Origin of the sequence: Psychrobacillus sp. AK 1817 (assembly GCF_008807035.1) — a bacterium.
Lineage (GTDB): Bacteria > Bacillota > Bacilli > Bacillales_A > Planococcaceae > Psychrobacillus > Psychrobacillus faecigallinarum.
This window is the reverse complement of record NZ_CP031739.1, coordinates 3,864,359-3,886,630: the sequence shown is the minus strand read 5'-3', so window position 1 is coordinate 3,886,630 and position 22,272 is coordinate 3,864,359. Positions and strand designations below refer to the sequence as shown.

The following is a 22,272-nucleotide window of genomic DNA, read 5'->3' as shown; positions in this document are numbered from 1 at the left end:
ACTTGCGTTAATTTCAGTGTAACATTTTACAAACTATACCACCCCACGAAAAATCAATCCTGACCTTTAACATAGCCATTTTTATGTAAATTTTATTTATATCATTCATAAAAAAAAGCCGTAGCATTTTTTCAATGCTACGACCTTTAATATCAATCTTCCATCGTAGATAAGTCGCCAGTCGGAAGTTGTAATTCCCAAGCCTTTAAGACGCGGCGCATAATCTTACCACTTCTAGTTTTAGGAAGCTTATCCTTAAACTCAATTTCTCTTGGAGCCGCATGAGCAGCAAGACCCTTCTTCACAAATTGTTGAATTTCTTCAATCAGTTCATCAGAAGGCTCATACCCTTCATTTAAAGCAACAAACGCTTTTATAATCTCTCCACGCACTGGATCTGGCTTGCCTATTACACCTGCTTCTAGAATAGCAGGATGCTCTAATAATTTACTTTCCACTTCAAATGGCCCAACTCGCTCACCAGAAGTCATGATTACATCATCCACTCTTCCTTGGAACCAGAAGTAGCCATCGTCATCCATATAGGCAGAATCACCTGAGAAGTACCACTCATCATTAATAAAGTAGGATTCAAATTTTTCTTGGTTTTTCCAAACCTGACGCATCATAGATGGCCAGCCTTTTTTGATAGCCAAGTTACCCATTGTAAATGGCGGAACTTCCACGCCATTGTTATCAATAATAGCAGCTTTTACACCTGGTAATGGTTTACCCATAGAGCCCGGCTTAATAGGAAGGCAGCCATAGTTACAAATCATTTGAGCACCTGTTTCTGTCATCCACCAAGTATCATGAATTCGCTTATTGAACACCTGCATGCCCCACTTAATAACTTCAGGGTTTAGTGGCTCACCAACCGATAATACATGGCGCAGGGAGGTAAGATCATACTTCTTCACGATACCATCCCCTGCCCCCATTAACATACGAAATGCAGTTGGAGCACTGTACCAAACAGTAATCTTATATTCTTCTATTGCTTTATACCAAGCATCTGGTGAAAAACGTCCACCTAAAATAAGTGAAGTTGTTCCTGCTAGCCATGGGCCAAAAATTCCATAGGATGTTCCAGTAACCCACCCCGGGTCAGCTGTACACCAATATATATCATCATCTCTTATATCCATAACCCATTTCATGGATTGGTATTGTTGTACCATCGCATAATGAACGTGTAAAATTCCTTTTGGCTTCCCGGTGGAGCCAGAAGTATAATGTAAAATTAGTCCGTCTTCCTTATCTACCCACTCGATTTCAAAAGCATCAGATGCATTTTTTAGAGCCTTATTAAAATCTATAAACTTATCATCTTCTTTAATATTGTCTCCTACTAAGAAAACAGTTTCTAAATCTGGTAGGCGATCCAATGGTATTCTTCCTAGCAAGTCAGGTGTGGTTACAATGGCCTTTGCCTCACTATCAAGAAGACGATCATATACTGCCCCCTCCATAAAGGCTTCAAACAATGGGCCAACGATTGTTCCCATTTTTACTGCTCCTAACAACGCAAAATATAACTCCGGAGATCTTGGCATAAAGATGAAAAGACGATCTCCTTTTGCTAGGTTAGAGTGCTCTTTGTAAACGTTTGCAGCTTTATCTGTCCAAGTTTTCATATCACCGAAAGTATACGACTCTTTACGATCAGCATCTTGATAGTAAAGGGCAACTTTGTCCTTTTTATCTGATTTTGCGTGACGATCAATCGCTTCGTATGCCATATTCACCTTACCTGTTTCATACCAAGTAAAAGTCTTTTCGGCTTCTTCCCATTGGAAATCTCGTGCAGTAGCATCATAGTCCTTTAATTGATACTCCTCTTGTACTACAGGTAGCGCTTCTATTTTCATCCCATTCACCCTTTCTATAAATATACACTCTTATATTCTACAATACTCTCATTAAATAATGCTAATGTTTTTACTTTTTAGAATCTTTTGTTACAGTTTTATAGAATTCCCTTTCTTCATAAAAAATCATGTATAATAGTGGCAACTGTTACTAAATTATAGGTGGTGAATATGTGGAACACAAAAAAGTTTTTAATTCGATAGAGAAAGAAACGAAACATGGCACTATCGTTATTGAAGGACCGGTACCATTTGAAGATTTAGCAAATCTGACTTTCCATGAAGAGTTAATAGCGTTCCGTAATCCTGTACAACAGCATAAGGCAATTATCGAAATTGCAAAATTACCCGAAGGCAGGATTATCATTGTCAGAGATAAGAATATGATTGTCGGATACTGTACGTTCCTCCATCCAGATCCATTAGAAAGATGGTCCCAAGGGAATATGGAAAATTTGATAGAATTAGGTGCTATTGAAGTCATTCCAAAATTTCGTGGAACCGGAGTTGGAAAAGAATTACTTCGTGTGTCAATGATGGATGACGCAATGGAGGATTACATTACGATCACGACTGAGTATTACTGGCATTGGGACTTAAAGGGAACTGGTTTAAATGTATGGGAGTATCGAAAGATGATGGAGAAAATGATGATGGCCGGAGGGCTTGAATATTACGCTACTGACGATCCAGAGATTAGCTCACATCCTGCCAATTGCTTGATGGCCAAAATTGGAAGTCGAGTTGACAATGAATCCATTCAGCAATTTGATCAGCTGCGCTTTATGAACCGTTTTATGTACTAACAAAGATGTTTTAAATTTCTTATAAAGGGGTTTGGTTTTATGCTTGTAGAAGAAATCATGAATACATCAGTACCTACTTTAACACCATCACATACAATAAATGATGCTTTAAAAGTTTTAAAAGAACAACGTATTAGGCATATACCAATTATTAACGAGGAACGTGAAGTACTAGGGGTGGTAACTGATCGTGACTTAAAGGAAGCAACCCCCTCCTCCCTTCAAGTTATACAAGATGCGGATGTTTTAAATATGCCATTAGAAAAAATTATGACTAAGAATCCTATAACAGGACATCCGCTAGATTTCGTGGAAGAAACCGCATGTATTTTTTACGACAATCGAATTGGCTGCCTGCCTATCACAAGCCAAGGAAAGTTAGTCGGCATGATTACAGAATCTGATCTTCTTTATAAATTTATAGAGTTAACTGGTGTCCACCAGCCGGGATCCCAAATGGAAATAAGAGTGCCCAACCGACCTGGCGTCTTATTTGAAATATCCAAGGTATTTTATGAGCAAAAAATGAATTTACTTAGTGTATTGGTATATCCTGATAAAAACGATAGTGAGTATAAAATTTTAGTACTACGCGTTAAAACGATGAATACTCTTAAATTAGTGCAGGCAGTAAAAGATGCTGGGTTTGAAGTTTTATGGCCAAGTCAACCGGGATTGATTGTATGAAAAAGAATGCCGTCTTTATCTTTTCAGAGAATCAGCTTGGTTATAAATTTTCCGATACACATCCCTTTAACCAAAAACGTCTGACACTTACTGTAGACCTTCTAAAGGAAATGAATGCATTATCAACTTCAGAGATCGTTGCACCTCGCATAGCCACTGACGAAGAACTGAGTCTAGTGCACGACCCTAGCTATATTGATATAGTAAAAAAAGCTAGCCTCGAAACTGGTGATACCTCTAAATACGAGAGTTATGGGATAGGTACGGAAGACACTCCCATTTTCCCTCATATGCATGAGGCAAGCGCTAGTTTAGTTGGGGGCACCTTAACTGCCGTTGATTATGTTATGGAGGGAAAATCGACGCATGCAATAAATTTAGGTGGTGGGTTACACCATGGCTTCAAAGGCAGAGCATCTGGGTTTTGTGTGTATAATGATAGTTCTGTTGCTATCAAGTATATGCAAGAAAAATTTAATGCTCGTGTTCTTTACATAGATACGGATGCTCACCACGGTGATGGAGTACAATGGAGCTTCTACGACGATCCAAATGTTTGCACTATTTCCATTCATGAAACTGGAAGATATCTCTTCCCCGGAACAGGTAATATTACTGAAAGAGGGACAGCAGAAGGTTATGGTACTTCTTTTAACTTTCCTATTGATGCCTTCACAGAGGATGAGTCGTTTCTAGATATATATCGTACTAGCTTTACTGAGATTGTAGAGTGGTTTAAGCCAGATGTCATTCTAAGTCAAAATGGTGCAGATGCCCATTATTTTGACCCTCTTACCCATCTGTATGGAACGATGAATATTTATCGGGAAATACCTAAGCTTGCTCATGAATTAGCACATAAATATTGTGATGGTCGATGGATTGCTGTAGGTGGAGGCGGATATGACATTTGGAGAGTTGTCCCAAGAGCCTGGTCTTTGCTTTGGATGGAGATGAATGATATCCAATCTCCAACAGGAGATCTACCAAAAACTTGGATAGAAAAATGGAGTCCAGAATCACCGGTTCCCTTTATCCCAACTTGGATGGATCCTCATCCTCTCTACGAGCCTATACCTAGAAAAATAGAAATTATGGAAAAGAATAAACAAATGCTCGATAAAGCATTATATCAATTGCGAAGTCAAAAATCATACAAGGATATAGACTAGCTGCTCTTGCACTTGAAAGTCGTTGATCCGGATTTATAAATATTTAGGATAATAAAAGAAGCCCAGCTACCAAAAGGTAGCTGGGCTTCTAAAGTTTTGCCTCTGTAACTATGATTTTTATTTATTGTTGATTAGGTAGCGTAAGATTACAGTATTTTCTCCGACTTTATAAGAAAGACCTAACCAATAAAGTCCTTTCTCTTCCTCAGAAAGATCTATTGTAAACCTTTCCGGGTTATTCTCCCATGCATTTACATCTAACTGTATCTCTTTATTTGTAATAGTTTTGTTAAGTCCAGCTACATCAGGTCTTACTTTTTTACCATCGAACCCTGTAACAAGGTTTTCTACTTCTACTAGGGGACCTTTTAATTCTCCCACATCAACAAATTGAGGGTCAGCAATTAACGTTTTTAAATTTTTTAACTCATTTAATGGAGAAAAATCTGTTATTTCATTCCCAGAAATATCTAGCGTCTCTAAATTTTGTGCGTACTCTATACCTTCAAGAGAACGTACTCTTTTCGATTCACTTGTTAGTGATGTGAGCTTACGCATATCATTAAGCGTAATTTCCTCTTTTAAGCCTAATGTACTTTTAATAGATTCTCGTAAATAATCGTCTTTAATCGTAATTACTTGTGTTAATATTACTTCAACTAATCCTGCTTTTGCTGTTTCTAATGCATTTACCGCTTCATCGACTTCTGTTTGAGTAGCATTTGTATTAGCTAGAACTTCTTCTGCTTTTGCAAGGCTAGCTATTAGAGCATTCATGCTTTCTTTCGTATAGTCTTCTGCATTAATAGCTTTTGCAGTTTTAATAATCACCATTAAATCCTGCATATAAATTCTCTCACTATTAGCGAAATGTAATTTAGCATTACCCCATGTTGCATGGTCAGATCCATTTCCATTCCCACCGTCAGTTACGACTAATTTTATTTCTTTTGCTCCAGCTAAATTAACTTCAACAAACTTTTGAGCATCTCTAGAATTCATGAGCCCACTGTCGAATCGCTTCTCACCATCGACAAATACTTGGAATATAACAGAGCCCACAGTGCCATACATTTGACGGTCTACCCCAACAAATGAAGTAAAGTAATCTACATCCTTATTTGTTAAATCATATACAATTGTTGAATTTGAATGTGCTCCAATCCCTTTTTCATAGGAGACTTGACTACCACTCTCATTTGTTAATCTTAAAATGTTATCACTTACTGCTTTATCTTTCTTAGGAGCGGTATAGCTATTTTGTGTGGACTTCCAATCGAAATCTGAAAGATACTTGTAGTCTTCCATGTTTACTACTGAAATTGTTCTCATTTCTGTTACCGTAATATTATCATTATCTGTTACAGTATATTTAATCTCATATTTACCAGTTTTATTGAAGTTAACTTTATCAACTCCTGTAACTTCTACTCGATCAGTCAAATCACCATCTTCCGCATCTACAGCTGAATATTGTCCTTTGATATCGATAGGCTGTCCAACCTTAGTTGCTTCTGATTTAACAGTAATAACTGGTTTACTAGAGTTTTTTGTAAACTTTGCATCCGCCCACACTGTATGGTCAGATCCATTATTTCCAGCATCGGTCGTTACTAGTTTTATTTCTTTAGCTTCAGTTAAAGGAACTCTTATAAATTCACTGTCTGTGTTTGAATTGAAATTATTGCTTATATATTTCTTTTCGCCATCTACCCATACTTCAAATGCTGCAGATGAACCTTTTCCTCTCATGGCTTGATCAATTCCTATATAGCTTTCAAAGAAATCAAATCCCTTACCATCAATGTTATACACGATTTCTGAAATAGCATGTGCGCCGATGCCTTTAGCGTACGTTGCCTCTAGTCCCTGTCTAACAAGACCAATTGTTCCCCCAGATGGTGATTTATCTTTTTTATATCCACCCCATGCTATGTTAGAAGATACAGGATTCATATCAGAAGCGTATTCGAAGTCACTTACTACTGTCACTTGTGTCGTTTTCGTTACTTTAATATCTTTATTGATTACTTCGTAAACAATCTCATAGTTCCCTTTTTGGGTTGTATTTACATTATTTGATTTAACGACAACATCTTCTGTAATATCTATGCCTTGATAGTCAGATGCCTTCACATAAGACATTGGATCGAAGCTTTGATTTAGTTTAAGTGTCAGATGGTCTTCAACTGATAGCGTAGGTTTAAATACCTTAATTTCTAATGGCTCTGAGGTATTTAATTTCTTATCATAGGCTACTATTTGATACGTATAATTTTCGTTCGAACTAATATTTTGATCGACAAATGATGCTGTAGAAGTAAATCCAATCATTTTACCATTTCGACTAATTTCATATCCAAGTAAGTCGTCTTTATTAGCTTTGTCCATAACGAAATGAATTGTATTAGTTTTCTTTTCAGTATCACGAACAATGTTTACATCTACTGAAGCACCTTTAGAAAATCCAACACCCTCATATCCTAGTACACTATTATTTAAATACCATACTTTCTTAGGCTTTGGATATTTACTAACTTTTTCTTTTGTTTCCTGGTTCACTGTGAAGCCATGTCTAGCAAAGTGTTCACTTAAATCTTGACCGACTACTTCAGATGAAAGTTCGACTAGATACTGCTGTTTAGCATCTTCCGTAGCAGCTGAGATATCTCTTTCTCTGTATAGCTTATTTAATTCTCCCCAATAATCCTTATGATACATTTCCAATTGCCAGAATACACCCAGTCTTTTGAAGTACCCTTGTGGCTCATATGGACTAGGATTATCATCGAAGATCGTTTTATAGATATCATCTTCATAAGGAATTCGTTGATCTGTTTTTCCATAATATACTGACATTTGCATTGCAATCATATTGTTTGTTGTTTCCCCATAAAGTCGAGCGTTAACATCCATTCTGTGCCCTATTTCATGTGATACTCCCCAGCCATAGCTGTCTGGCACTAACATACTTTCCATAACGTCACCTTGAACACCTATATGATTCGTATATGCATACATATAACCAAATGGCTGTGCTAACCTTATATTCTCACGAATATATTTCGGATCGTTCTTTTCATTACTTCCGTCTAACCCATAAAATTTAAAAATTTCATCCATATAATTATTATAGGATTTTACAGTGTCTAAAGGGTTGTAACCATTCACGGAATAAGTTTGATAGGCGCCAGTTGCTGTCCCAGTGAATACGAGGTGGTCACTCACTACCTCCACCACATCGATCAGCTTTCTATCTTCCACATTTGGATGATTCTGTTTGTCCAAATCCAAACGATTTTTATAATCGATTAAAAAAGCTTTAAACTCCTCTGGATTTGTATCTTTCGTTACAAAAGGTATTCTTTCTCCACCCTCAATACGAATGATTGGTGAAGTCTGTTGTTGTTCTGGCGTATATGGATTATGAATGTAGATTGACCCGCCCTTTGTAACTTCTTGTTTATACCAGCTATCCTGAGGCACTGCGGGTACAGTAATTTCATTTTTTCCCGGTTGTAAATTTACTGTTCTAGCCCAGTTAGCAAAACTTCCTTCCTGTTGAGCGAATACAATTTGTGGTAGTGGCCCATCTGAATCCGCCTCTACATAAACAGTTACTTTATCTCCTGGCAGTGCAGCAATTCCTGTTGGTTGATAATTATTCCCGAAACCAAACTTTAAATTTTGGTTAGCATGACTCATCATATTCCCATGCTGCTCTACTTGAATGATTCTTCCATCCGTAACGATTTCACCTTTTAGTAGCTGTTTGGCTAAATCTAAACGGTATTTTAAAATACTATATAATGGATGTGCCTTTGCTTCGTTTTCTAACGCATTAATTTTAGCTACCTCATTATATTCAGATGTAAGCTCACTCATTGTATCATCAGTGAAAATATTGTTTATTTTATCTTCTATAGGATCTTCTTTATAGAATGCTATTTCTGACAATGTTGCCCAATTTTGATTTGATTTTCTGAATACAAATTTCACACGTTTAAATTGTGTAGGCACAAATTTGGCTTCCACTAAGCCGCTAATTACATTGTGTTTACCGGTAGACACTAATTGATATGTATCACCTTTAGACGTTTGAGAAGCATAGATATCGAAGTTCTCTGCAAAGCCTTTACGGTCAGATCTTGCCCCATACACGATTCTATTTAACGTTATCAATTCATTAAACTCTAATTCTACCTCATTTGAAAAACTAGCTGTATTCGTTCTATTTGTTTCCCAGTATGTGCTTATGTTCCCATCAATAGCATTCGCGAGGACAGCACTGCTATAATGCCCACCATTATTACGAATGCTTTTTATGTTCTCATTATTCATTTTAAATAGCTCTGTATATGCTACGTTATCATAGTAACCAAAAGCTCTTGTTACCGCTGTGGTTGTCTCTACATCTTCTTGATTTATTAATACATAGGCATTGGTAAGATCTTCTTTGAACTCGACATCATATAAAGGATGTTCCTTGACGCTATCTTCTAAGATTTTTAATTTTTCTACCGTATTAAACTCAGCTGCTACTCTATTTTTATTGCTATCCGTAAACAACTTTGCCATTTTGTTAGATGAAACATCTTCTTTATAAAATGCTAATTCTGATAGCGTTGCCCAGTTTTGATTTGACTTTTTGAACACAAATTTTATTCGCTTAAAATTTGTAGGTTCAAACTTAGCTTCCACTAATCCAGTAACTAGATTATGTTGTCCATTTGCTACAAGCTGATAAGTATCACCTGTTGATGTTTGAGAGGCATAAATATCAAATTCCTCTGCAAAGCCTTTATTGTCAGGTCTTGCTCCGTACATAATTCTATCTAGAGTAATTGCTTCTTTAAAGGTCACTTCTACTTCGTTAGAAAAACTAGTCGTGTTAGCTCTATTTGTTTCCCAATATGTACTTATATTACCATCCACAGCATTTCCAATCACAGAACTGCTATAGTGACCTCCATTGTTTCTAATGCTAAGAATATTATCGTTATCCATTCTAAATAGTTTTGAATACTCGTTATCCGAATAATATTTAAATTGCTTCGTGGTCGCTATTGTAGATTCTATTTTTTCTTCCGTAATTAAAACTCTAGCATTCTCAATATCTTCTTTATATTGTTCATATAAAGGATGATTTTGCGCTTCTTTATCTAAGTTATTTAAAGCCTCGACACTACTAAATTCAGCACTTACTTTAGTAAAAGTGCTATCTGTAAATAATGATTTCATACTAGCTCTTACATGGTCTTCTTTATAAAAGCCAAATTCAGCAGCACTTGCCCAATCTTGATTTGCCTTTTTGAATACAAATTTGATTCTCTTAAACTCTGTTGAATCAAATTCGATCTCAATTATATCTCCTGTTGTTCTTTTATATTCTCCTGGAGATACTAATGCAAAGTCATCACCTGTGTCAGTAGAAGAACTATATACCTCAAACTCTTGGGCGAAACCTTTTCCTTGCGCACTTGACTGTCTTGCAGCATAAACTATTCTGTTTAATTCAGTTGAATCCTTGAAGGTGAATATCAACTCATTAGTAAATGCAGTACTATTTGGTTTTCCAGTTTCCCAATGGGTATTTAAATTTCCATCTATCGCATATTCAACAGGAGAGCCAGAATAATTTCCGCCGTTGGTTGTGACGGATGTAATATCCTCTCTCGCTACTTTAAACACTTCGTTATACGCGTTTAAATAACTATTTTCGTACAAGTCAAACTTACTAACAGTTGCCTCTTTCGCTTCCTTTACTTCGAGCTCTACAGCCGTTTTTATTGCATCAGTACTCGATGCCGCCAAAACGTTTACGGCACTTCCCGAATAACTAGCAATTAAGGCAGCCGAGGTTGCAACTACAATCATATTTGACATAGTTTTCTTAGCCTTCTTCATACATTACCTCCTAATGTTTTTTTGTGAAACATGGAAAAAGAACTCTGCCGGGTAAGAAACTATTTTCCCCAAAGACTTACTAAATAAAATGTAAGATAAGTTATTTTCAAATAATGAGTTCATGATAAACTATTAGATTCTTTAGCTATCTCTTCCTACTCTTCTAAAAGTTACCTATCCATTTATTCACAATTTTATTATTATAACGTTCACAATAGTGTGTCAACATTTTATGAACTCTAAAATGCTATTTTTTTGATGTTCAATACTTTAGAACGGTTTATATGTACCATTTTAGACACAATAATATTACTAATTACCTCTTGTTTTCAAAAATTTTTAGAGGGTTTTAAGTTGCACCTAAATGGTATTTATAAGTTTATAAAGTATCCTTTTCGAATAAAAATAAAGAAAATAATGTAAAATAATAGCGGGTATTTTAAAAGGTGAAGAAGCCTAATTTTTATAGAAGTAAAAATTAATATGTAAGCTATTTTAGTACAATTCTTAATAATACTTTTGGACTTGTAGCTTAGAAGCTACAGTGAATAAAAGGACGCCATCCTATTGATAATATTCCCCAGTAGTGAATATAAAATGGAAATTAACGAGAATACAAAAAAGCTGCTTCTATTTCCTAATTAGTTAGGAATTAAAAGCAGACAATGGAATACAATTTTATTCAATTACGCACATGCTATAAAAAGAGAATTTTATAGATGGATGTTTTTAAGTATCCCTCTAACAAATTAACATCTTACATGTTTACGTTTAAAACCAAGCCTTTCTTTTTCAATCTCTTTTTGAATATTTTCGTAAGCATTAAGAAAACTGTTTTTTTTCTTCTCACGTTTTATTTCCACAGTACCTATAGCCTTAGCAGTTTCTAATGCTTTCTTATGGAGCGGTAAATAGGAAAGCCCTACTGTGTAAATAAAGTTATTCATAGAGGATTTCGCTCGTTCTGGCGATTCATGTATCGTATTTTTTACCATATCAAGCATATTGGAAATTTTCTCATCTGAAAATTCATCGTCTTTTCGATTTCCTAAAAGCCAGCAATAGCAGCTCCATCCAGCAGACATTCTTAGCTCTTCCCCGCTTGCAATCCATTTGTCAGCAACTTCCTGTGCAATATCTGACTCAGATAAAGTAACTGCTACTACAAAATCAGACAGCATATAAAAATAAGCAGCATCCATCCATCGATCATAATCGGACACACTCATTGCATTTGGATCTGCAATAATACCCGCAAAGTACATCGCATCATAATTCCCAGTGGCATATAGTTCCTCAGCTAAATGCTGATTTATTTTTATCTTCTTTACGATTGGTTTCATTGCACCTGTTGCAACGCCAAATAGCGGTTCATGTGCTCCGTTAGAAAGATATATCTTTTTAGTTCTTTCCTTGCCTAGTGCTTCAAGCTCCTGCATTACCGTTTCTAAGTTCATTGTTTCACACTTCCCTTTTTAAGAATTCTTCAACCTAATATTTATACCTATCCAATTCATCACTATTATCCTATACAAAGGAGTCACTATGCGCGTATTCTGCTCACTAATATAAAACGAATGAAAGTGTTCGCTCATATCTGATTTGCATGCTTATCTACCGAAATGAGATTTTTGTTGTACTATATCACAAGCTTAAAATTAATAATAAAAAACAAAAATATTTTTTAACAAGGCATTTATTACTTCATTATGAAGTGCCAAGTTCTGCAAACCTATTACAAATGTTTTCTTTAAAGTTAATATCTATCCTTACATAATAAAAAAGCTACCTAGATTAAGTAGCCTTACCTGTACTTATCAACTATTATTTAGGAAATTACTTTTTTTCCATTACTGCAAAATAGTTCTCTTCATTGTCTGCAAAGTTAAATACTCTACCAGTCGGCATATTTACTATCTCTCCGACTGTAATTTTTTTATTTAATAAGTCATTGTATAATTGTTCGATATCCTCTGTGAAAAACATTAATGAAGGAGTATCAAGATTTAATCCAGGAGACATTTTAGAGACAAAATCTTTATTATGCAGAATGAGACTTGTTTCTGCACCATTTATCGGAGCAATTTCAATCCATCTAAAACCCTGATCATTGTTCTCTTCAGCTATTACAGTAAAACCTAAATTTTCTGTCCAGAATTTCACAGCATTATCTTGGTTATTTACATACAACATAATTTGACCGATTTTACTTAACATCTTCTCCGTCACTCCCTTTTAAAAAGACTGATTTACTATCTTAACTAATATTCTTTGTTTGGGAGAAAGAATCCTTCTTAATTTTACTGCTTAGTTTAAAATAAACCCTGGAAATGATGGTCATTTTGAACTTATCACATTACTTTAGGTACTTTGTTTCACAAGCTTGTCCTTTTCTCCGTCATTAATATAATTTGCAATAACTTCACATTTTTTTATAGCCCATATGTAATGATTGGAGGTATTTGCTGCAAAATAGCTGTATAAATTACTTGTCTTAGTCCACTTATAGTATTTCTTTGTCATAATTTCTTCATTCGTATGTGCCTTTATTAAATTCATTACTCTCTCATGGCTTAACTTAAATTTTTTTATAGCTTGATTTAATGTTACATCTTGATAGTTTTTCCAAATCTGCATATTAAGTAGCTTGATAGTACTCCATTTATAACCGGGTGCCGGCATAAAAGGGATATCTCCATCCATCCCTTCTCTATACCACCTTTCAAGCATTACATGCCACTCATACAGATGCATTATTACATCACGGAAATTCTTATCTCTTTCTAGAGTCTCAATAGAAACACTTCTTTTTCTGCTTGGTACAGACTCAATTATTTCAAGAAGTGATTTAAAATTTCTGTCGCTATTCAGTATAAGAACTTCTTTTTCACTTACTACCATCATAATCATTCCATCCTTTTTTACTATAAGCTTTTATTATCAAATGGTCTTCCGCAAAAATAGTTTATATCATTAAATATTCCATACAATAATTTCTATCCTACTTTTACTACTTTCCAATTTTGTTGAATAACAATAACAGAATCATTTTATTAACTTTAAATTATCTAAAGGAAGAAAAACAATTTCTGCAGACCCTAAAAATTTGTCCATCGGTATAAAACCAACACTAGGGTCTCTACTATCTATACTATTAAGACGATTATCTCCCAGTACAAAATAGTGTCCCTCTGGCACAGCAATTTCACCTAATTTTTGGTCTAATGTAAAGTCTTGAGTGAGTGTATCATTGCCTAGCAAAGCTTTTTTATATTCATCCAAGTAGGGTTCTTCGTACTTCTCACCGTTAATAAAAAGTTCATCGTTTTCATAAGCAATACGGTCACCAGGAATACCTATAATACGCTTGATATAATTTGTATCTTCTTTTGCTTCAAATACAATCACATCAAATCGCTTGTACTCCGTCAATCTTGGACCAATTTTATTCACTACTACTTTGTCACCGTCTTCAAAGGTGGGCATCATAGAAGCACCATCAACGACAATAGGTGTTAATATAAATACTCGAACTCCCCAGGCAAATAAGATAGCAATGCCTATTGCTTTTACCCATTCCAATAATTCATTTTTATCTTTAGTTTTTCTCACTTTTAATACCTCTTTCTCTAATAGAATAATTCCTTTAATTAACACCTTCGACATCCGTTTAGTAATACCTGCTTTTTTAAACTAAACAGCATTGTTAGTTTAAGCAAAATATTTTCTCACTGAATCAACGAAATTGTAAAGTAGATCATCGAGATTATGAGCTGGTTTAATTAAGAAATGTTACAGAGTAGTCGTTCAAATATCGTTCCCCCCACGAAAACCGTCAGTCGAAAGCGGAAGTTTGCCATCTATTGATCCTACTTTTTATATAAATTGAATTTAACTTTAATAGTTGATTTTGTTTTATCCATCCGGCAATCTAACTTCCACACAACTTATGATTGGAGCAGCATACGGCGACTCCAATGGGATCAGTGCGACAGATGAGACGCGTAAGCGACGGTGATGGCTTATCATTCCCCCACGGAAAGCGTCCGCATAAAGCTGAAATCGACTATTCTTTGTTCATTCTCCCGTATCTTATAAAATAGCAATTATGTGATTAAATGGATAGGTACTAATATGCAAATGGTTCTCTCCATAAAAAAGAAGAGTCATGAATGCATCATGACTCTCCCTCAACAATGTTATTTAACTGTATTTCTTTCCTCAATACGATAAGGAAGCACTACATTTTGTTCCTCAATCTTTTCTTTATTCATAAACTTAGTCAGCAATCTCATGGAAACCGCTCCAATATCATATAAAGGAAGCACTACGCTAGTTAATTGCGGTCGTACCATTCGAGCAAGTTTGGAATTCTCAAAGCTTATAATTTCAATATCATTAGGGACATTTAAGCCACTATCCTGTGCTCCGTGAATAAGTCCGATTGCGATTTCATCACTTCCTGCAAAAAATGCAGTTGGTGGATTGTCCAGTTTACAAAGCTGTTCCCATGCCGCTAAACCGTCGTCGTATGTATTATCGACGCCTACTATTAAATCCTCATCCACTTCGATATCCGCATTTTCCAACGCTTCCTCATAGCCCGCAAGCTTAAAGTCACGATTAATCGGAGATGAAATGGAACCTGATATAAAGGCGATTCGCTTGTGACCGTTTTGAATAAGTCGATTCACTGCATCAATAGCAGCCTCACGATATTCAATATTCACAGAAGGGAACGAATTAGAATGCTCCACTGTTCCTGCTAAAACAACCGGTGCATTTGCCCGGTTCATCTCATGTAACATTTCCTCTGAAACATAGTCACTCATCATGACTATACCATCTACTTGTTTACTTAAGAGGGTCGACAATAACTGAACTTCTTTTTCTTCCTGTTGATCGGAATTCGTTAAAATAATATTATAGCGATACATAGTTGCAATATCTTCAATACCGCGAACTAATTCCGCATAAAAAACATTTGATATGTCCGGGATAATAACCCCTACGGTTTTTGTCTTTTTACTTGCTAAACCTCTTGCCACAGCATTAGGACGGTAATCTAGTCGTTCGATCACGGCCAACACCTTTTGGCGAGTTGCTGGTTTTACGTTTTGATTGCCATTAACTACACGTGACACAGTAGCCATAGATACATTAGCTTCTCTTGCTACATCATAAATAGTGATAGTCATTGCATACCCTCCTTTTCTTATCTAATTTACAGTATATATTAAAATAATACTTTATATCCTCAACAACTTTCAATTAAATAATAAAACCGACTCTTATTTAGAGTCGGTTTTGTGACAATACTATATTTTATGCGTGAACTTCATGATTTTTCATGAATTTTTGAATGGAATCATAGAACTCATCAAATTGCTTTAAGTTCATTTGCTGAGCAGCATCAGACAATGCCACTGCAGGATCTGGGTGAACCTCTGCCATTACTCCGTCAGCTCCAATAGCAATTGCAGCCTTAGCAGCAGGTAGTAAAATATCACGACGACCAGTTGAATGCGTCACATCAACAAATACAGGCAAGTGAGTCTCTTGTTTTAAAATAGGCACTGCCGAAATATCTAAAGTGTTTCTTGTAGCTCTTTCATATGTGCGGATACCACGCTCACATAAAATGATTTGGTCATTACCTTGAGAGATAATATATTCAGCAGCATGGATAAATTCATCTAAAGTAGCTGCAATCCCACGTTTTAATAGGATAGGTTTATTTATTTGACCTACTGCTTTCAATAGTTCAAAGTTTTGCATATTTCGGGCACCGACCTGTACAACATCTACATAGTCAAGTGCTTCCTCTAAGTGACTAGGTGTTACGATCTCCGAAACAACCGCTAAACCGAATTCTTGAGAAATTTGTTTTAAAATTTTCAATCCTTCTAAGCCAAGTCCTTGGAAATCATAAGGAGACGTACGTGGTTTGTATGCTCCTCCGCGAATTAGCTTTAATCCTTTAGATTGGATCGCAGCAGCAACTTCTGCAACTTGCGTATATGATTCAACAGCACAAGGGCCAAATACAAACGATGGCGTTCCTGTACCAATTTGTTCTCCATTAATTGTTACAATTGTATCTTCTGATTTCTTTTTGCGAGAAACGAGAAGTGCTTTTTTCTGGTCATCCACTTGTAATTCTAGAGCTGTTTTAAAGATTTCTTTAAATATATGCTCCACAGTTGATTGTGGCATTGGACCGTCATTGTTTTCTTTAAGATGATCTAGCATATGTCTTTCACGAAGAGGATCATATCTATTTACACCTTGCTTTTCTTTAACTCTACCTATCTCTTGCACTACTTCCGATCTTTCATTGATTAAACGTAGAATTTCTACATTAATCTCGTCTACACGGCTTCGTAAAGCCTCTAAATCCACTTGATTCATAGATATTTCTCCTTTCGTCTCAGCTACGACTCTTTCTATCGCCTGAAAATTATGATACATTTTAGGATATAATTCATATTATAATCAATCATTTGAGAAATGTCACGCTTTTTATTTTAGCGATTCAACTCGCTAAAGTGTCTCATATTAAAAAGGAAGTGAGAACTTGTCATCTACCCTATTTGCATTAGATATCGGTACACGATCTGTCGTAGGAATAATTCTAGAACAACGAAATGAAACGTTTCATGTAGTTGACATACTTGTGGAAGAACATAAGGACCGAGCAATGATGGATGGTCAAATACATAACGTGCTCAAAGTAGCAGAGGTAATACAATCGATAAAGGAAAAACTAGAAGCTAAGCATGGTCCTTTAGAAAAAGTAAGCGTTGCTGCAGCAGGAAGAGCTTTAAAAACTGAGCAAGCCGAGATAAAAATGAATATAAAAAATAGACCGATTTTTTCCGAGGAAGACGTCAGTAGACTAGAGCTTTCAGCAGTTCAGCAGGCTCAAAATGCTCTTGTTCAGCCCGACAATGGAAATCAGTCTAGTCACTATTATTGTGTTGGATATAGTGTTTTATACTACAAATTGGATGGAGAAGAAATTGGGAGCTTGGTTGACCAACAAGGTGAGGAAGCCTCAATAGAAGTAATAGCTACCTTTCTTCCGCGAGTTGTGGTTGAATCTCTGATTTCTGCTTTAAAGCGAGCTAATTTAGAAATGGAGGCTCTTACATTAGAGCCAATCGCAGCTATTAATGTATTGATTCCCACATCAATGCGTCGTTTAAATGTTGCCCTCGTTGATATTGGAGCAGGAACATCAGATATAGCAATCACTGACTTTGGTACAGTAGTCGCCTATGGTATGGTTCCATATGCGGGAGATGAAATTACCGAAGCATTAAGCGATCATTATTTATTGGACTTTCCTCTTGCTGAAAAAGCAAAGAGAGCTATCAATACTAATGATTACATTCAAGTGCAGGATATCCTTGGTTTTGAACAGGACATACCAAAGGAAGAAGTTATAGAAACTCTAAAACCAACAATTACAGAACTAGCAACTGAAATTTCAAAAGAGATACTACGTTTAAATAATAATCGCTCTCCTAAAGCTGTCATGCTTGTAGGAGGTGGTAGCCTAACACCTACCATCACCACCTCTTTAGAACAAGCATTAAATTTGCCAGCTAATAGAGTTGCTGTTAGAGGTATCGATGCAATACAAGATTTAACAAAGGAAGAACATATTCCAATCACACCGGAGCTTGTCACACCGATTGGTATTGCAATTGCAGCGAAAAAGTCTCCTATTCAGTATATGTCTGTAAAGGTGAATGGGCAGGTTGTTCGTTTATTTGAACTTAAGGAAATGACAGTTGGTGATGCGTTATTAGCTGCGAATATATCAACCCGAAAATTATACGGGAAACCTGGTGCTGCTCTATCTATCCAACTTAATAATCAAACTCTTCATATCCCTGGAGAACATGGTCAAGCGGCTTTGATAATGGTAAATGGAATGGAGGCTAATACGAAAACCATCATAAAAAATAAAGATACAATTGAGCTTCTAGAAGGAAAAGATGGAAACCCAGGAGTAGCTACTGTTCGAGACTTGTTGGATGAGGCATCTGTTCAAACAGTCACCTTCCAAGGAGTTATGTATATTGTAGAACCAAAGATTTATATCAACGGTGCTTCTTCTACAATAGACACTCCTTTAAAGGAAAGAGACAAGGTTACTGTGGAAACAGTTCAGACAGTAGAACAGTTCCTACATATCATCAACAAGGAAAGCTATATAGAGAAGCTAAACCCTTACACAGTTACCATTAACGATAAAAACCACTATATGCCCGTTCTTTCTCCTAACCTACTCATCAACGGGATGAAAGGCAAATTACAGAGTTCCATTCAAGATAATGACGTAATAGTAATCAATACTTTAGAGTACCCTACGTTAGAAAAATTGGCTGAGATATTAAACAAAAAATTATCTATTAGAACAGTAGTCACCTTTCAAAGTGAAAAAGTTGAACTTTTTAAAGAGCTAGCGGTAGTTTCTATGGGAGAATTAACTCTTCAAGGAAGTGATGCCATACCAAACAATGCCAAGATTGTATGGGAAGAAGCAAATGACTCCTCCTGGATTTTTCAAGATGTGTTTCGCTTCACAGAGTGGACTCTTCCAGAGAATGCCACCTCTTTTCAAATTTTGAGAAATGGTCAACCTTCTCGATTTGATGAAGAAATTTTCGGAGGAGACCAACTGGAAATTCGAGTAGGGTAGAAAAATAAAAAAGAACAAGCATCTCTGCTTGTTCTATCAGACTGTAGACAAACCCAAAGGTATTGGAATTGTCTTATAGTCTTTTTTTTATTAACGGTACTATAGTAAGAAATCGTCGATTTCTATTTCAGGCGCTACGCTTTCCACGGGCACGGCCTCAGCCTTCTCCCTCGCTACGCTCAGTCCGAGTGCTTCGGCTCGTGCTGTTCCCGTAGGAGTCTTCGCGCCTTCCATTCCAATCGACTAATGTTAACTATTTAAAATGTGTGGAGTTTATAAATCTTCTAAGACATCTTTTATCACATCTTTTAAATGACTTGGCAAGCTGCCTAATGTGAGTTTAAAACGTCTCATATAGACGACTCACCATAAAATTCAGGGTGGAAATTTGAACTTAAATACCTTCTAAATAGAAAAAGTACCCAAGAGAAAAACTCTGGGGGTACTTTTTCTACAGTTTGAGAACAAGCATCTCTGCTTGTTCTTTTTTTATTTTTTTGTAGTGGTAGTCTTTTTAGAGTTTGAGTTTGAATCGTTTTCTTCTGTAATAGCTTCTTTAATAGCTTCAGCAACTGCAGTAGCATTTTCCTCTTCTTCTGTTAACTCTTCTGTCGTTTGAGAAATAGTCTCCATGAAATCCATTGGTTCTTCTCCTTCAGATGAAGCAGTACCATCATCTAATGGTGAAGCAGGTGAACCTTTAATGTTTTTCACTTTGTCTACTAGCTGGCCAGATTGCTCTTGCAGCTGTTTAGAAATTTGAGTTGTTTTTTCTTTAGCAGTTGAAGAAAGGTCGATTGTTTTTTCTTTTAGCTGGCCTGCTTGAGATGTTAAGGAGTCACGAAGCTCTGTCCCTGTTTTTGGGGCTAATAATAGTGCTGTCGTAGCGCCTATGATACCACCGATAATTACTCCCATGATGAAGTCCTTACCGTTTACTTCTTCATCCTTATAGATATTGTGGCGGCTTTCCTTATAAGAAGGCATTGGTGGATAGCTAGGCTGCCCTTGTCGATCATAAGATGATTGGTTTGCATAGTACTCGTGGTCAAATTTTGCATCATTGTAATTTGGTTTGTTTGATTCGTAATTAGTCATTTCAATTCCTCCAGTTAGCTTATTTTATATTGTCTTTTTCAAATGTATAAAAGCCAGCTTGTTCCATTGCTTTGCGTTCTTTCCACTTGTCACGTATGCCAAGGAAAATGCTGCTCCACTGAACAACCTGTGCAATTTTATCTTCATTTTTTTCCACTTCTGAAGTGACAGAAGTTGACAGGCGTTGTATTGAGTTATTGAATCCATTCACCGATGTTCCAACATTTTTCACTGCTTCTACAACCGTATTAAGCTTCTCGGATTTATCTTGAATATCCACTGCCAATTCGTTTGTTTTATGCAAAAGTTCAGCAGTTTCTTTTGTTACGTTTTGTAAATGAGCCTCTAACCCATCTAATGTATCTGCCACATTGTTCAAGGTCTTTTTAACGGAAGACAAAGTTACCGCCAAGCTTATACATAATATTAGAAATGCTATGGCCGCTACAATTGCAGCTATGTATAATAGATTTTCCATTTGGACACTCCCCATCATTTTTGTTATGTAGTATTTTTACCCTAATTGAACCAAACTAAACTTCTTACTCTATATACTATACTACTTTTTTTTGAAAACTCCTCTAAAAAATGCTTAATCTACATAAGAGATTAAGCATTTTTATTAATTATTTAGTTTTTTTTCAAATGCCTTTTGATATTTTTGGACATCTCCTGCACCCATAAACATAAACACAGCATTTTCATGAGTTAGTAATTGTTCCACCGACTCCTCTTGAAGGATATGACTGCCCTCTATAAGATCACCTAGTGTTTCGATAGTTAAAGCGCCTGCGTTTTCTCTAGCTGATCCAAATATGTCGCATAAGTACACTTCGTCAGCCAAGCTAAGGCTTTCTTTAAACTCATTTAAGAACTTTTGAGTTCTAGTAAATGTGTGTGGTTGGAATATCACAACAAGCTTTCTATCTGGATACTTTTGACGTGCGCCTTCAATTGTTACAGCAATTTCTGTCGGGTGATGAGCGTAATCATCAATAATTACACGTTCTCCTATAACTGTTTCCGTAAAACGTCTTTTAACACCCTCAAAGGATTCTAAACCATCCTGGATAACCTCTACAGGCACACCCTCATAATGACATAAAGATATAACCGATAAAGAATTCAAAATGACATGATCACCGTACATTGGTATCGTAAACCGATGATAAAACTCATTTCTTACAAATACGTCAAAGGAAGTCCCCTCTGTTGTCTTTTCTATATTACGAGCAGCAAAATCATTATGCTCCCCGAAACCATAATAGACAACAGGCACAGACGCTTTAATGCGTTGAAGATGAGAGTCATCTCCACAAGCTATAATGCCCTTTTTAACTTGCATCGCCATTTCCTGAAACGCGTTAAATACATCCTCAATATCTGTAAAATAATCTGGATGGTCAAAATCGATATTAGTCATAATCGCATAATCTGGACTATATGCCAAAAAGTGTCTGCGATATTCACATGCTTCAAAAACGAAATTAGAGGCGTTTTTAACCCCTTTACCAGTGCCATCACCAATTAGATAAGAAGTAGCGTTATAACCGCTTAAAACGTGAGCGAGTAGACCTGTAGTTGACGTTTTCCCATGAGCTCCAGTTACTGCAATTGAAGTAAACTGGTTCATATAATCACCTAAAAACTTATGATAACGAATAACTTCCAACCCTAGTTCCTTAGCCTTCACTATTTCAGGATGAGTGTCAGGAAATGCATTTCCTGCAATCACTGTCATTCCTTCTTTTACATTATCTTCATCGAACAATAGAACATTTATCTGGCGATCATGTAATGGTTTTTCTGTAAAAAAATATTTTTCAATATCGGATCCTTGAACTTCATGACCTTCATCATGAAGGATTTGAGCTAACGGGCTCATACCCGATCCCTTAATCCCTGTAAAATGATACTTTGTCATACATTGTAAACCTCCTGGGATTAGTCCCACTTATATACATTGATTATGCGTTCGCCTATTAGACGTATTCCCCATTATATCACTTTTTAGTACG

At 36.1% G+C, this 22,272-nt stretch carries 15 protein-coding genes; 4 read left to right on the top strand and 11 right to left on the bottom strand.

The window, feature by feature from the left end:
- Positions 1–152: 152 nt before the first annotated feature.
- Positions 153–1,871: an acetate--CoA ligase gene (gene acsA, locus D0S48_RS19480; RefSeq protein ID WP_144535283.1), complete on the bottom strand. Its 1,719-nt coding sequence runs from the start codon at positions 1,869–1,871 to the stop codon at positions 153–155.
- Positions 1,872–2,044: 173 nt separating this feature from the next.
- Here acsA and D0S48_RS19475 point away from each other — a divergent pair, with 173 nt between their 5' ends.
- From D0S48_RS19475 to D0S48_RS19465, 3 genes are read left to right on the top strand one after another with little or no spacing between them, the layout of a single operon-like run.
- On the top strand, positions 2,045–2,677 hold the full coding sequence (locus D0S48_RS19475; protein WP_151113481.1) for a GNAT family N-acetyltransferase: 633 nt from the start codon (positions 2,045–2,047) through the stop codon (positions 2,675–2,677).
- Positions 2,678–2,716: 39 nt separating this feature from the next.
- Complete coding sequence (locus D0S48_RS19470; RefSeq protein ID WP_144535279.1) at positions 2,717–3,364, top strand: acetoin utilization AcuB family protein; 648 nt, start codon at positions 2,717–2,719, stop codon at positions 3,362–3,364.
- A complete protein-coding gene (locus tag D0S48_RS19465) occupies positions 3,361–4,536 on the top strand; it encodes an acetoin utilization protein AcuC (protein ID WP_225321653.1) in 1,176 nt (391 codons plus the stop codon). The genes D0S48_RS19470 and D0S48_RS19465 overlap by 4 nt, the downstream gene beginning before the upstream one ends.
- A gap of 117 nt (positions 4,537–4,653) precedes the next feature.
- On the opposite strand, the gene D0S48_RS19460 is transcribed toward D0S48_RS19465, so the two are convergent.
- The 7 genes from D0S48_RS19460 to D0S48_RS19430 all read right to left on the bottom strand — a co-directional run bounded on the left by D0S48_RS19460 (position 4,654) and on the right by D0S48_RS19430 (position 16,854).
- The gene (locus D0S48_RS19460) at positions 4,654–10,443 is read right to left on the bottom strand and encodes an NPCBM/NEW2 domain-containing protein (RefSeq protein ID WP_151113477.1); all 5,790 of its coding nucleotides are present in this window, start codon (positions 10,441–10,443) and stop codon (positions 4,654–4,656) included.
- A gap of 749 nt (positions 10,444–11,192) precedes the next feature.
- Entirely contained in the window at positions 11,193–11,900 is a 708-nt protein-coding gene (locus D0S48_RS19455) for a DNA alkylation repair protein (protein ID WP_151113475.1), read from the bottom strand.
- Positions 11,901–12,279: 379 nt separating this feature from the next.
- Positions 12,280–12,660 (bottom strand): VOC family protein, encoded by a 381-nt coding sequence (locus D0S48_RS19450; protein WP_144535269.1) that lies wholly within the window; start codon positions 12,658–12,660, stop codon positions 12,280–12,282.
- A gap of 144 nt (positions 12,661–12,804) precedes the next feature.
- On the bottom strand, positions 12,805–13,347 hold the full coding sequence (locus D0S48_RS19445; protein ID WP_151113473.1) for a ClbS/DfsB family four-helix bundle protein: 543 nt from the start codon (positions 13,345–13,347) through the stop codon (positions 12,805–12,807).
- A 141-nt stretch (positions 13,348–13,488) separates the two neighbouring features.
- The gene (gene lepB / locus D0S48_RS19440; RefSeq protein ID WP_225321652.1) at positions 13,489–14,055 is read right to left on the bottom strand and encodes a signal peptidase I; all 567 of its coding nucleotides are present in this window, start codon (positions 14,053–14,055) and stop codon (positions 13,489–13,491) included.
- A 587-nt stretch (positions 14,056–14,642) separates the two neighbouring features.
- Complete coding sequence (ccpA, locus tag D0S48_RS19435) at positions 14,643–15,641, bottom strand: catabolite control protein A (protein ID WP_144535263.1); 999 nt, start codon at positions 15,639–15,641, stop codon at positions 14,643–14,645.
- 127 nt (positions 15,642–15,768) lie between these two features.
- The gene (locus tag D0S48_RS19430; protein ID WP_144535261.1) at positions 15,769–16,854 is read right to left on the bottom strand and encodes a bifunctional 3-deoxy-7-phosphoheptulonate synthase/chorismate mutase; all 1,086 of its coding nucleotides are present in this window, start codon (positions 16,852–16,854) and stop codon (positions 15,769–15,771) included.
- Positions 16,855–17,020: 166 nt separating this feature from the next.
- Here D0S48_RS19430 and pilM point away from each other — a divergent pair, with 166 nt between their 5' ends.
- Positions 17,021–19,156, top strand: coding sequence for a pilus assembly protein PilM (gene pilM / locus D0S48_RS19425; RefSeq protein WP_151113469.1), 2,136 nt, complete (start codon positions 17,021–17,023; stop codon positions 19,154–19,156).
- A 489-nt stretch (positions 19,157–19,645) separates the two neighbouring features.
- On the opposite strand, the gene D0S48_RS19420 is transcribed toward pilM, so the two are convergent.
- From D0S48_RS19420 to murC, 3 genes are all read right to left on the bottom strand, one after another.
- Positions 19,646–20,254: a YtxH domain-containing protein gene (locus tag D0S48_RS19420; protein WP_151113467.1), complete on the bottom strand. Its 609-nt coding sequence runs from the start codon at positions 20,252–20,254 to the stop codon at positions 19,646–19,648.
- A gap of 19 nt (positions 20,255–20,273) precedes the next feature.
- Entirely contained in the window at positions 20,274–20,732 is a 459-nt protein-coding gene (locus D0S48_RS19415) for a DUF948 domain-containing protein (RefSeq protein WP_144535255.1), read from the bottom strand.
- 144 nt (positions 20,733–20,876) lie between these two features.
- Positions 20,877–22,178 (bottom strand): UDP-N-acetylmuramate--L-alanine ligase, encoded by a 1,302-nt coding sequence (murC, locus tag D0S48_RS19410; protein ID WP_151113465.1) that lies wholly within the window; start codon positions 22,176–22,178, stop codon positions 20,877–20,879.
- Between the last annotated feature and the right edge of the window lie 94 nt (positions 22,179–22,272).

Excerpts from the sequence above, each read along its gene's own strand:
- D0S48_RS19445 (WP_151113473.1), bottom strand. The coding sequence starts at position 13,347 with ATGATGGTAGTAAGTGAAAAAGAAGTTCTTATACTGAATAGCGACAGA.
- D0S48_RS19465 (WP_225321653.1), top strand. The coding sequence starts at position 3,361 with ATGAAAAAGAATGCCGTCTTTATCTTTTCAGAGAATCAGCTTGGTTAT.
- murC (WP_151113465.1), bottom strand. The coding sequence starts at position 22,178 with ATGACAAAGTATCATTTTACAGGGATTAAGGGATCGGGTATGAGCCCG.
- acsA (WP_144535283.1), bottom strand. The coding sequence starts at position 1,871 with ATGAAAATAGAAGCGCTACCTGTAGTACAAGAGGAGTATCAATTAAAG.
- D0S48_RS19470 (WP_144535279.1), top strand. The coding sequence starts at position 2,717 with ATGCTTGTAGAAGAAATCATGAATACATCAGTACCTACTTTAACACCA.
- D0S48_RS19460 (WP_151113477.1), bottom strand. The coding sequence starts at position 10,443 with ATGAAGAAGGCTAAGAAAACTATGTCAAATATGATTGTAGTTGCAACC.
- D0S48_RS19450 (WP_144535269.1), bottom strand. The coding sequence starts at position 12,660 with ATGTTAAGTAAAATCGGTCAAATTATGTTGTATGTAAATAACCAAGAT.
- D0S48_RS19455 (WP_151113475.1), bottom strand. The coding sequence starts at position 11,900 with ATGAACTTAGAAACGGTAATGCAGGAGCTTGAAGCACTAGGCAAGGAA.
- D0S48_RS19415 (WP_144535255.1), bottom strand. The coding sequence starts at position 20,732 with ATGGAAAATCTATTATACATAGCTGCAATTGTAGCGGCCATAGCATTT.
- D0S48_RS19420 (WP_151113467.1), bottom strand. The coding sequence starts at position 20,254 with ATGACTAATTACGAATCAAACAAACCAAATTACAATGATGCAAAATTT.
- D0S48_RS19430 (WP_144535261.1), bottom strand. The coding sequence starts at position 16,854 with ATGAATCAAGTGGATTTAGAGGCTTTACGAAGCCGTGTAGACGAGATT.
- ccpA (WP_144535263.1), bottom strand. The coding sequence starts at position 15,641 with ATGACTATCACTATTTATGATGTAGCAAGAGAAGCTAATGTATCTATG.